Annotated in this window: 11 protein-coding genes; 1 reads left to right on the top strand and 10 read right to left on the bottom strand. The window is 36.5% G+C overall.

What is annotated here, in order from left to right; translation table 11 throughout:
- Positions 1 to 56: 56 nt before the first annotated feature.
- The gene (locus BLE01S_RS00925) at positions 57 to 1,028 is read right to left on the bottom strand and encodes a 2-hydroxyacid dehydrogenase (protein ID WP_066136150.1); all 972 of its coding nucleotides are present in this window, start codon (positions 1,026 to 1,028) and stop codon (positions 57 to 59) included.
- Between the two features lie 93 nt (positions 1,029 to 1,121).
- Between BLE01S_RS00925 and BLE01S_RS00920 the strand changes: the two genes are divergently transcribed.
- Positions 1,122 to 1,760, top strand: a complete 639-nt coding sequence (locus tag BLE01S_RS00920; protein ID WP_066136147.1) for a YktB family protein — start codon at positions 1,122 to 1,124, stop codon at positions 1,758 to 1,760.
- Positions 1,761 to 1,848: 88 nt separating this feature from the next.
- On the opposite strand, the gene BLE01S_RS00915 is transcribed toward BLE01S_RS00920, so the two are convergent.
- The 9 genes from BLE01S_RS00915 to BLE01S_RS00875 all read right to left on the bottom strand — a co-directional run bounded on the left by BLE01S_RS00915 (position 1,849) and on the right by BLE01S_RS00875 (position 12,482).
- The gene (locus tag BLE01S_RS00915; RefSeq protein ID WP_066136144.1) at positions 1,849 to 3,033 is read right to left on the bottom strand and encodes an MFS transporter; all 1,185 of its coding nucleotides are present in this window, start codon (positions 3,031 to 3,033) and stop codon (positions 1,849 to 1,851) included.
- Positions 3,034 to 3,359: 326 nt separating this feature from the next.
- Positions 3,360 to 5,090 carry a thiol reductant ABC exporter subunit CydC gene (gene cydC, locus BLE01S_RS00910; RefSeq protein ID WP_066136141.1) on the bottom strand — a complete coding sequence of 577 codons (1,731 nt, stop codon included), beginning with the start codon at positions 5,088 to 5,090 and terminating at the stop codon, positions 3,360 to 3,362.
- Positions 5,087 to 6,811, bottom strand: coding sequence for a thiol reductant ABC exporter subunit CydD (gene cydD / locus BLE01S_RS00905; RefSeq protein ID WP_066136138.1), 1,725 nt, complete (start codon positions 6,809 to 6,811; stop codon positions 5,087 to 5,089). Before cydD ends, cydC begins: the two co-directional genes overlap by 4 nt.
- The gene (gene cydB / locus BLE01S_RS00900; protein WP_066136135.1) at positions 6,811 to 7,821 is read right to left on the bottom strand and encodes a cytochrome d ubiquinol oxidase subunit II; all 1,011 of its coding nucleotides are present in this window, start codon (positions 7,819 to 7,821) and stop codon (positions 6,811 to 6,813) included. Before cydB ends, cydD begins: the two co-directional genes overlap by 1 nt.
- The gene (locus BLE01S_RS00895) at positions 7,808 to 9,211 is read right to left on the bottom strand and encodes a cytochrome ubiquinol oxidase subunit I (RefSeq protein ID WP_066136132.1); all 1,404 of its coding nucleotides are present in this window, start codon (positions 9,209 to 9,211) and stop codon (positions 7,808 to 7,810) included. The genes cydB and BLE01S_RS00895 overlap by 14 nt, the downstream gene beginning before the upstream one ends.
- A gap of 264 nt (positions 9,212 to 9,475) precedes the next feature.
- Positions 9,476 to 9,685 carry a hypothetical protein gene (locus BLE01S_RS00890; protein ID WP_231955897.1) on the bottom strand — a complete coding sequence of 70 codons (210 nt, stop codon included), beginning with the start codon at positions 9,683 to 9,685 and terminating at the stop codon, positions 9,476 to 9,478.
- 132 nt (positions 9,686 to 9,817) lie between these two features.
- A complete protein-coding gene (locus BLE01S_RS00885) occupies positions 9,818 to 10,720 on the bottom strand; it encodes an ABC transporter substrate-binding protein (RefSeq protein ID WP_066136129.1) in 903 nt (300 codons plus the stop codon).
- A gap of 45 nt (positions 10,721 to 10,765) precedes the next feature.
- Positions 10,766 to 11,509 (bottom strand): ABC transporter permease, encoded by a 744-nt coding sequence (locus tag BLE01S_RS00880; RefSeq protein WP_066136126.1) that lies wholly within the window; start codon positions 11,507 to 11,509, stop codon positions 10,766 to 10,768.
- Entirely contained in the window at positions 11,502 to 12,482 is a 981-nt protein-coding gene (locus tag BLE01S_RS00875) for an ABC transporter ATP-binding protein (RefSeq protein WP_066136123.1), read from the bottom strand. The genes BLE01S_RS00880 and BLE01S_RS00875 overlap by 8 nt, the downstream gene beginning before the upstream one ends.
- Between the last annotated feature and the right edge of the window lies 1 nt (position 12,483).

Raw genomic sequence — 12,483 nt, 5'->3', positions numbered from 1 at the left:
TTCATTCTAGCATTGTTTTTAATATTTTTCCTAAAAAGTCGATATCCGAACGCAAATCATTTAGCATATGGTACTTGATCTATCGGTTCCATACCTGTAACAACAGCAACTAAATTCTCAGCAGCTCGCATTGCCATCGCATCCCGCGTTTTAAGAGTAGCAGAACCAATATGGGGAACTGTTACGACATTTGTCATGTCTAACAAGGGGTTGTCTTTTTCAATAGGTTCTTTTTGAAAAACATCTAATCCTGCTCCATATATCTCCTTATTTTGTAACGCCTGAATAAGGGCTTTTTCATCGACAGTTTGTCCACGTGAAACGTTAATAAATATTGCTGACTTTTTCATTAACTTAAATTCGTTTTCTCCAATTAAATGATGCGTCTCTAGTGTTAATGGAGTCATCAATACAACGAAATCCGATCGTTTTAACAGCGATTCAAGATCGCTATATTCCGCCCCGAATTTTTTCTCAGCATCCGGCTTTCTACTTCGGTTATAATAAAGAACATCCATATTAAATCCGAATCTTGCTCTTTGGGCAATCGCCTCACCTATTCTACCCATACCGATAATGCCAATTGTTGATCTATGTACATCAAGGCCATAAAACATTTCATCATCTTTTGTTGGCTCCCATTTTCTATCTTTAATGAAGCCGTCCAACTCCGTAATTCTTCTGGCCGTAGCGAGAATAAGGGCAAATGCCAAATCAGCAACAGTTTCATCCAATACATAAGGTGTATTCGTACCGATTACACTTCTTTGTTTCATTGCTTCTAAATCAAAATTATTATAACCAACGGACATATTACTCACAACTTTTAAATTCGGTCCATGCTCGAGTAACTCCGCATCAATCTTACCACCACTCGTAAATAAACCATCTACATCGGCTATTTTTTGAAAAAGTACTTCCCTAGGAATTGGACCTTCTTCTTCCCACTGACTTATTTCACAATGCTCAGCAATATACTTTCTTACTTCTTCAGGAACTGGTAAAGTTAGATATACCTTAGGTTTCATTCAGTATTCCTCCTTGGGTTATTCAATCAATAAAAATAATAATTCCGGTGGTACCTGACACCTTAATCATACTTGTAGAAGGGAGTTTTAACAATGCCATTTGAAGGTTTCGTTAAAAGCGATTTTGACACTTTCCATATTAATGGTTTAGATGAAAGAATGACAGCTATTCAAGAAAGGATCCAACCAAAGTTTAAATTAATCGGGGACATCTTAACTGATGATTTAGCTGCAATGCTAGGAAATGAAATGTTTTTACATATTGCAAGGCATGCAAGACGGACAGTCAATCCTCCTCAAGATACTTGGCTTGCGATTTGCAATAATAAACGTGGCTATAAACAACATCCTCATTTCCAAATTGGGCTTTTTGATGACCATCTTTTTATTTGGTTAGCATTTATTTATGAATTACCAGGTAAAACAGAAATAGCTAAGACTTTCTTAAATAATAAAGAAACAATTAAAAATACAATTCCTCAAGACTATGTCGTTTCTTTAGATCACATGAAAAAAGATGCTGTATCTATAAAAGATTTAGATCTTAATCAAGCTTTAGAACGGTTCCGTGATGTGAAAAAAGCTGAATTTCTTATTGGTCGACATATAGCAGTTAATGATCCAGTTTTACAGAACGGTGAGCAATTCATTCAATTAGCAAAAGAAACTTTTGAAACACTCATCCCAATTTATAAATTAGCTTATACATCATCATTGAGTGAACTTCGGTAAATAGGAATCAGAAAACGTAAGAAGTTGTTACTTTTTACGTTTTCTTATGTCGGGTATCACTAGATGAATAGGATAACTACCTCTTCTACTACATTGTCATTTCCATTTGTTTTCGCCGACTGAAGATAACTAATCCAACCATTAACAAGATTCCCCCAGCAACAAGTACACTTGGAATAATGAAAATTTGAGGCTTATATCCTTCGATTAAAAACGGTAACACATACCCAACGAGGGATGCCATTTGAAATAAAAACACATAGACGCTAGATCCAAAGCCAATTTTCGCATGAAACATTCTTTGTACATACCCCATCGCGACACCATATAAAACCGATACATAAAAGGAATACAGTGGCTGTACAAGAAAAAATACGAACAGAGGTGGACTTGTACTATAAATGATATACGTGATTACCGCACAGAAGCTACTTAATAAGATCACTCGCTTGCTGCCAAATTTCATCGCCCAATATCCGGCAAACGTCATAAAAAGTAATTCAAATACAGCTTGAACACTCCATAAATAAGACATTAATTGGGGCTTTTCAAATAAATCTACAACAACAAGTGGTAAATAAAGACCCCTTAACGAATCAGCACAACCGAGCAATAGAAGGGCAAATAACATAATAAATGAAAAAGTTTCCCCTTTTGTAGTTGTGGCATCTGACTCCACACTTTCAAATTCTTTATAAAACAATAAAAGAAGAAAAAGAAAAAAATAACCGAAAAAGTTTCCTATAAGTATTCCTTTAAAGCTCGCCACTAAGTAAAGATTGGCACCTACAAGTAATCCAACAAAAAAGCCAACGCTCATCATGGCACGTAGCCAGATTTGTGCGATTTCATAGATAGATGGAGCAAGCTGCATAAAGTGATTACGTGCCATGGCAAATAATTGCCCCATAATTAAACCTGAAGGTGCGATTGTGATGACCATACCGACCAAAGCACCCATATATGTATCCGCTTGCATATATACGATAAGCCCAAACATACATAACATTAAAGCAAAAATGGGCAATGGCTTTTTTCTTTGCATTTTATCGCTAATAAAACCAATCAGAATGGTGATCACCATATTTAATACAACCGAAATGCCAAATATCGAAGCAATTTCTCCCTTTGATAATCCAATTCCTTCACTCATATAGACCGCATTCATAGGTGCAAGTATGCCTGTTCCAATTCCATATAAGAACAAGCCAAGTAGAAGGAACCATGCCCCTTTAATTTTTAAAAACGAACGAATATCACCAATTATATTCATTTTTCCTCCTATTTTCTAATGACCTTCTGGATAGGGTACAACATCTATTTGAAATTATCTTTCTAGTCTAAATTTTACCTCTCTATTTACTATCTTACAAGATACTTTAAGAGATTAAGAGAAAAAGATTCGTTCTATTCGTGGACATACCTTTCTATTCGCTGTCACGCAACTCTATTCGCCGTCGCACATTTCTATTCGCACTCAACCGATTCTATTCACAATCCGATTCATGAACCTTGCTTCCAACAGATCAGCAGAAAAACAAAAATGGGGCTGTTCAAGTAGTCATTTATAATGAATTCTTGGACAGCCCCCATACACATCTAATCTGTTCCCCGGTCTAATGTATACAATTGTCTATATCTTATATTTGATTGCATTAATTGTTCATGTGTTCCTTGCATGGCAATTTTCCCTTTATCTAGGAACAAAATCTGATCCATTTGCTCGATACCAATTAAATGATGGGTAATCCAGATAATCGTTTTATCTTTTAGATTTGTTAGTATTGTTTCAATTAGCTCAAATTCTGTTTCTGGATCTAGTCCAACTGTTGGTTCATCTAGGATGACGATTGGTGTATCTTTTAATAAGATTCTCGCCAACGCGATTCGCTGTCTTTCTCCTCCAGAGAAGCGCTGACCTGTCTCTTCCATTTGTGTTTGCAATCCATTTGGCAATGAAAGAATATACTCATCCAATTTCACTTGCTTGATGACACGTTCAATTTCCGCTTTTGATGCTTGTTGATTCCCTAGACGTATATTATTTTCCACAGTCGTCGCAAATAAATATGGCTTCTGATTTAACACACCAATCATCTCGTATATTTTCTCTCCATATTCGCTAGGTTTATACCCGTTCATTAATATACTTCCGCTAGTTGGTTCAATTGCTCCTTGAAGTAATTGTAATAAGGTAGATTTTCCTGCACCACTTTTACCAAGCAAAGCTAATTTTTGACCATGCGGAATCGATAAAGAGATTGCCTGAAGAGCATCTTCTTGTTGCTCATTATACCGGTAAGAAACGTCTTTTATACGTAAATTTGCTTCCTTAAATATCTCCGCTTCACTAGTGTTTATTTTTTCATAAGGTACATACTCCTGAATTGATTCGATCCGTTCCAAAGACTCTTGATAAGCCGGTATTCGTTCAATCGCATGGGAAAGCGGGATTAACCCTTCAATGATAGGCAATGTAACCAAAGTAAAAGCCGCAATATAAACAGGGAGTATTTCTCCTTGTTGGGCTTCCATACCTGCCCAAATCCCAACCATCAAAACGATCAGACCAGAGAAAATTTGCAATTGTAACTGGCGGGATTGGCTCCAATAAGCTAATTTCTTTTCAACATAGTGGCTTTTTCGACTATCTTCCATAAATCCTTCGATAAATTGCTCCTTTTTCCCACTAATAATCCAATCACTGATACCGAATACAGCATCTGTAAATGTTTGGTATAAACGACTGCGCTTAAGCTTTGAATCTCGCTGCCATTTTTTCAAAAAGTACAACGAAAGCAACGGGTAAACGAACACGATCACACTTAAACAAAGAGCGATCCAAAGTGCAAACAACCAATCAAATAAAGCCAATATTGTAACTGCATATACGAATAGAAATAAACCGATTAACGTAGGAAAAATGGTCCGAATATAAACATCTTGTAAATGTTCAATATCATCTGCTAAAGTACCAAGTAAGTCACCTGTTTGGAAACGTGAACGTATAAATATAGCTTGTGGCTCAAGCATGCCATATAATTTTACACGTAACTCAGATAATATTTTCAAAACAGCATTATGACCAGCCAATCGTTCTAAATAGCGAGTCACCGCTCGTGAAAGACCAAACGTTCGAACACCAACGATTGGTATATATAATAGCAATATCGTTGCAGGCATTTCCGAAGCTCTGGAAATTAAATAGCCGGAAGTAAACGTCAGCATCGAGGCGGATAATACCGATAAGATACCTAAAATAATAGTTGCAGTCATCAATTTTTTATATTTTTTTAAATACGGTAAAATATAGGATTGAAATAATGTCATACTTTCATTTCCCTCCTATGTGCATGGATTAAACGGTCGTATGCAGCTGATTTTCTCGCCAATTCCTGATGTGTACCCTTTTCAACAATTTCCCCATTATCCACTACGATAATAAGATCCATATTCTGCATCCAATGCAAACGATGTGTAGCAAAAAACACAAGCTTATTTTCTAAAATCGGTAGCATCATTTCTTTAATCTCATGCTCAGTTTCGATATCTAGATGGGCAGTTGGCTCATCAAATAAAAGAATCGAGCGATTCTGTAGCAATGAACGCGCTAATGCAATTCGCTGTTCTTCCCCACCACTCAAAGATCTACCACCCTGTCCAATCTTTTCATCGAAACCTTTTGGAAATTGGTTAATCAAAGCAGTCAGACCAGTCATTTCTGCAGCTTGTTCAATCTTATCCCGCTTTGCATCCGGTTCATAAAAGCTAATATTTTCAGCAACTGTACCAGAAAATATATATGGATGTTGTGGAATATACGTTACTTGATTCTGCCAATCCGGTATGGAAAAATGGTCCATATCGATTCCATCAACCGTGATTTTTCCAGTCGTAGGGCGACTAAATCCAGATAGTAGATCAATCAATGTTGATTTACCAGCACCGGAAACACCCACAATACCAATCTTTTGATATCCTTTTATAGTTAAGTCAATAGGTGAAAGTATATCTCGACCATCTTCTGATTGCTTACTTACATTGCGAATCATTAATCTGCTATTTTCTGACCAATTTGGAAGAGTTGGTTTGGCCATCGTTTGATCCTGCGTACTTTCCGCTAGCAAGCCCCGAATTTGTTCACCTGCTTCTTTTCCATCCATCGTCGCGTGATAGTCGTTACCAAGCTCTCGAACCGGCAAGAAATAGTCTGGTGCTAAAATCAATATTGCTAAAGCCGCCTCCAGGCCAATATGACCATTAACTAGTCGTAAACCTAGTTCTACTGCGACAACAGCTACAGACAAACTAGAGAAGAAGTCTAATGAAAATGTAGACAAAAAAGCAACGCGCAGTGTTCGATTCGTTGCAATTCGATATTTATTACTCACAATTTCAATTGCCTTTTGATGTGACTTGCTTCTTCCTAAATATTTTAATGTGACTAGACCCCGAAGGGAATCAACAAAATGGCGTGATAGTAGTCGGTACGTATCCAACTGAGCATCCATTTGCTTTTGTGCAGCAAAACCAAGCAATATTAAAAAGGCAATCAAAATTGGCATGACAATCGCAAGAATAATTCCTGACATTCGATCAATCGTAAAAATATAAATGAACAATACGATCGGAATGATCCCCATTGACATGAAACGGGGAATAAATAATTCCAAATACGTTTTAAATTGAGGTATACCTTCTAATGCCAGCGTAATTAAATTACCAGATCCATGCTTTCCGATACTGCGAGGGCCTAGTTCAAATACTTTTCTAATAAGCAATTGTTGAAAGTCCAACGCAGTCCGATCCGCAAACCGATATGCTAATCTTTCCTTTCCCCATTGCAATACATGGCGCAAGATATGAGCGGCTAGAAAAATAAATAAGGAAGGAAGGGCTGCTGACCAAGCAGTCCCATGAAACATTTGTGTAATTGCTTTTGATAAATATAAAGCTTGAAAAATGATCGCTACCGCTTGGCAAATAGTTAGCAATCCAACTAACCCCATCACTAGTTTACTACCTTTGTAGTGAAACAGATGTTTATCCATTAGTATTCCAAGTCCTTAGCTGTCACTCGTTTACGGAATACATAATAACTCCAAATCGTATAACCTAGCACAATCGGAATCATCGTTGCAGCTACAATCGTCATAATACGAAGGGAATAGTCGCCTGATGCGGCATCATAAATACTCATATTAAATGCTATATCTGTTGAACTGATCATTACATTTGGGAATAATGCAATAAAAAACGAAGTAGTGATAATAATGATCATCACTCCTGTCATCGTAAAGCTTAGCCCCTCTTTTTTATTTCGCAAAAGCAAGCTCAACATTCCATATAGAATGAATACGACCACATATAATGGGATTAAAATCCAGCCTTTTTCTGAGAAAGCCTCTGTATAAACGGCAGTTAGCGCTGTAAATATAATAAGCGCAATCCCGCTCATCCAATACAATTTCTGTGCTTCTTTCCGAGCTCGTTCACGAATTTCGCCAGTCGCTTTTAATGTAATGAACATTAGGCCATGCATATAAGTTAACAGCACAAATGTAATCCCACCAATAATTGTATACACATTCACAATATCAAGGAAACCTGCATACATATTCATGTCTTTATCAATTGGTAGACCTTTAATTAAACTTGTAAACATCACACCTAATAAAAATGGCGGTAAGATACTTCCAATAAAAATAGCCGCATCCCAAATCTTTACCCATCGTTCTGAATGAACTTTTCCTCTAAACTCGAAAGCCACACCTCTTGCAATGAAAGCAAGTAAGAGAACAACGAATGGCAGATAATACCCACTAAATAACGTCGCATACCAATGTGGGAATGCAGCAAACATCGCACCACCTGCTGTAATAAGCCAGACTTCATTCGCATCCCAAAATGGTCCAATTGTATTGATAAGTACACGTTTTTCCGTATCATTTTTGGCTAGAAACTTCGTGCTCATCCCTACACCAAAGTCGAATCCTTCAAGAAACATGAATCCGACAAATAGAACACCGATCAGTACAAACCATATCTCACTTAGCTGCATATTCTACCCCTCCCGTCTCGAATGGATCTGAAGTTGAAATATCATCTTTGGGCTTTTCATGCGGCCCTTGCTTAATCACTCTAATGAATAAAAACACCATCGTAATTCCCAACAAAGTATAAATCGTTGAGAAAGAAATAAGTGAAAATAAAATTTGCCCAGCTGATACATTTGGTGAAATTCCATCAGCTGTTTTCATTAAACCATTAACTACCCATGGTTGCCTTCCGATTTCAGACATAATCCAACCAAATGAGTTTCCTATAAACGGCAGGAATATAGCGAAAACCATTATTTTCAAATACTTGGTACTTTGCTCGATTTTTTTACGGTATGATAAAAATAAACCTAAAGAACTTAATAAAATTAATACACCACCAGTACCCGCCATAATACGGAAGCTCCAAAATGTAGTTTTTACAGGTGGCACATAATTGCCATCACCATATTTCAGCACATATTTTTCTTGAAGTGTATTCATCCCTTCGACTTTCCCCTCAAATTTTCCATATGCCAAATAGCTTAATAAGTAAGGAACTTCAACTCGATGAGTACTTTCTTTATTTTCCACATCAATATTAGTAACAAGTGTCCATGCTGCTGGGTCATCACTATCTTCCCACAACCCTTCAGCAGCAGCCATTTTCATCGGTTGCGCATGCATTAAATACGTTGCCTGCGAATGTCCTGTAAAAGCAAGGCCTAATCCAGCAACTAATCCTAGGATTAGTGAAACATTCATCGAACGCTTAAATAAATCAATATCCCTCTTTCTTAAAATATTCCAAGCACTGACACCAATAATAAAGAAGGCCCCTGTCGCAAAACTTCCGAAAACAGTATGCGGGAAAGCGACCCATAGTTTCGGATTGGTCAGTAATGCAACAATATCATTCATTTCCGCTCTGCCATTTTGCATCACGAAGCCAACAGGATTATGCATAAATGAGTTAGCAGCTAAAATCCAAAAAGCAGAGGCAATTGTTCCAATTGAAACAAGCCAAATACATGCTAAATGTAGCTTTGTTGGTAGTCGATTCCATCCAAACACCCATAAACCAATAAATGTTGACTCCATAAAGAAAGCAAATAATGCTTCTACTGCTAGCGGAGCTCCGAAAATATCCCCAACAAAACGGGAATAAGCTGACCAGTTCATCCCAAACTGAAATTCTTGGATAATCCCTGTCACTACCCCAACTGCAAAGTTAATCAGAAAGAAAATACTCCAGAACTTCGTCATTTTTAAATAGACTTCATCTTTTTTTATAACATACATTGTTTGCATAATAGCAATGAGTAGCGCTAACCCAATAGATAAGGGCACAAATATAAAGTGAAACAATGTAGTGGAAGCAAATTGAATTCTTGCAAGTATTACCGCATCCATAAATGTGATACCTCCAAATTTCATTCTCTTATCTATTATATCTGGAGTTATCATTTTGTTTGTGAACATTTGAACAAAGGTTTGTTACAAAATTAGAAACTCTTACATATGACAATTTCGTCACTGTTATACATTAGACACAATTAGTAAAATAGCGACTATCTTCACACTAAGATTTATTCTTCTATAAGCATTCATTCCTTTTGGATAGACGAAAAAACACCATAACAATAATAGCTATGATGTTTCAATCAAAGAAATAAACTATTCTTTGTTTTTAGAAGTTGGTGGATCGATTTTGTCTATATCTTTTCTCATTAAAAAATAAGAGGTTATTCCTGATAGAATTGCTGCTCCACCTGTTATCATTAATCTTATTGAGGGCTCAATATCCGAGTAATCTTTCTCAAGCATCCACATAGCAATCGTTGCTACGATAATCATAATCGGGATGACAACGATTAATCTTTTCACATTTCAACTTCCTTTCGCTAGGCTACTTTCCTTCTAAATCGTTGAAGCATTATAATTTATTCTAGCATATATCAAATAAGGCTGTCCCGTAGCCATTTTATGACTTTTGGAACAGCCCTATTGTTATAGCAATTATTTTTCAATCAACCCATGTTCAATTAAAAATTCTCTAGCAATTGCATCTTCACTTTTCTCTTCGATATCAACTTGATAGTTTAATTCACGTAATGATTCACTGTTAAGCAGTTCTTGCAATGGTGCTAGTATTTCTTCAATTTCTGGATATTTTTCTTTTGTTTTCATTGTCATTGCTACTGCTGCTTGGTAAGAAGGGAAGAATTCTTTATCATCTTCAAGAATAACAAAATCAAATTCTTTAATACGAGCGTCTGTTGCAAATGCAACCGAAACATCTACTTGTTTATCTTTTAATGCTGCATAAGTAAGACCAGAATCCATTTCAACGATGGAGTTATCTGCAAATTTAAAGCCATATTCTTTCTCTACTCCTGGTATTCCATCCTTACGATTAGCAAATTCTGCGTGAGAAGCCATAAGTAATTCACCCGGATGCTCATTCATATAAGCAGCGAAATCAGTAAGTGTAGTAATACCTAATTCTTTCGCTTGGTCCGCTCTCATCACAAGCGCATAAGTATTATCTGCTTCAGTAATATTTGACCAAGTAATACCATTTTTCTCATCAAGTTCATTTAATTTTTTCAGTGCTTCTTCGCCATCACTGATTGGATCTTCCTTTAAATATGTGACAAGCCCTGTTCCTGTATAGTCCCATGTAAGATCCACTTGCTTATTTTCCAGTGCACTTCTTAGCGCCAAACTTGCTAAGTTACTTTTCTCTTTTACATCAAAACCATTTTCTTCAAGCATGATCGTTGTCATTTTTGCTAGAATAAATTGTTCAGTAAAGTTTTTCGCACCAACAGTGATCTTTTTAGCATCTTTATCATTCCCACATGCTGCTAAAACAAAAACCAATACAAATGTGGATAACACTAATAATAACTTTTTCACATTTATTCCTCCTCTATTGAATGAAAGAACGCAAAGCTTGCGCGTTTAGCCGTTCGTTTTTCTTGCTAATCTTAATCCTTTTGGTACAACTAAATATTCCAATCCTCTGCATAGATAATCAATTGCAATAGCAAGTATCGTTATTGGAATGGCCCCAGATAATAAAAAGCTATTATCAAATAATTGAATACCTGTAAAAACCCAGACTCCTAATCCACCGCCGCCAATTAAATAGGCTAAGGCTGCTGTTCCAATATTGATAACAAGAGCAGTGCGTATCCCCGCAAATATGAAAAAAGATGCTTGGGGCATTTCAATTTTCCATAATATTTGCACAGGAGTAAAACCCATACCTCTTGCTGCATCGATCGTTTGTTTATCAACCGAATCTAATCCTGCTATTGTGTTTTGGAGAATAGGCAAAACTGAAAACACATATAAGGCGATAATCGCAGCTTTTATCCCAATTCCTAAAAAGCCCATCGCAAGTGCCAATATAGCTAAGCTCGGTATCGTTTGACCTAAATTTGCAATATTGACAAATAACCATTCTCCTTTACGAAACTTTGGTCGCGTCAATAATATCCCTAATGGAATTGCCGTGAATATAGCTGCTAAACCTGAAACGAAGACAATTGTTACATGCTGTTTAAGCAATCGTAAAAATTTATCTGGTTCTTCATAAATATGACTAAGCATATTGTTCTTGATTGCCCAATAAAAGAAGACAAGCACAAATATCCAAGATATTACTTTGACAATATTCGCTATTATTTTCTTTTTATTCATATGCTTTGCTTCCTCTAACTTCCTTGCGAAGGAACTCATTGATAAGGTCAAACGTCAAGCTACCCATATTATTTCCATTCTCATCTTCAATGACGAGTTGATCAGCTTCTTGATTTAGTAATAAAGAAATAGCTGTTCTCAATGATGTGTTTTCTTTGATGATCTTTATATCTTCGGATGTAATATTTGGTTGAAGCGAACAAACATTAGATAAATCTTTAACAGTGTAGAGACTCATCGATTTTAACATTCGATCATTTCCTATAAATTCCGAAACAAAATCATTGTTGGGATGACTTAAAATCTCTGCCGGGCGATCATATTGCATGATTTTCCCATCACGAAATAAAGCGATTCTATCTCCCATTTTCACGGCTTCATCAATGTCGTGACTTACGAATAGAATCGTTTTCTTCACTTCTCTTTGGATTTGTAAAAACTCTTCTTGCAATCTTGTGCGAATAATCGGATCAAGGGCACCAAATGGTTCGTCCATTAACATAACAGGCGGATCTGCTGCTAGGGCTCTTGCCACACCAATTCTTTGTTGCTGTCCGCCTGATAGCTCATGTGGGTATCTTTTCCTGTATTCATCAGGATTTAGGCCTATTAAATCCATCAAATAGGAATAACGTTTTTGTTGCTTTGCTCTATCCCAGCCAATTAAATTGGGTACAGCCAAAACATTATCTTCAATCGTCATATTAGGAAATAATCCATTACTTTGAATAACGTATCCAATGTTCCGACGCATTTCAATGATATTTGAGTGTCTTACACTTTTATCATTGAGAATGATATCACCATCTGTAATTGTTTCTAGTTGGTTAACCATTCGTAATAATGTTGTTTTCCCACAACCAGAGGGACCAAGCAAAATAACGAACTCACCATCTTCCACATTAAAGCTCACATTATCGATCGCCCTAACATTTCCTTCATATGTTTTAATTACATTTTGGAATTTAATCACA

This window comes from Lederbergia lenta NBRC 16444 (assembly GCF_001591545.1).
Classification (GTDB): Bacteria; Bacillota; Bacilli; order Bacillales; family Bacillaceae_C; genus Lederbergia; species Lederbergia lenta.
This window is presented reverse-complemented; position numbering and strand designations above follow the sequence as displayed.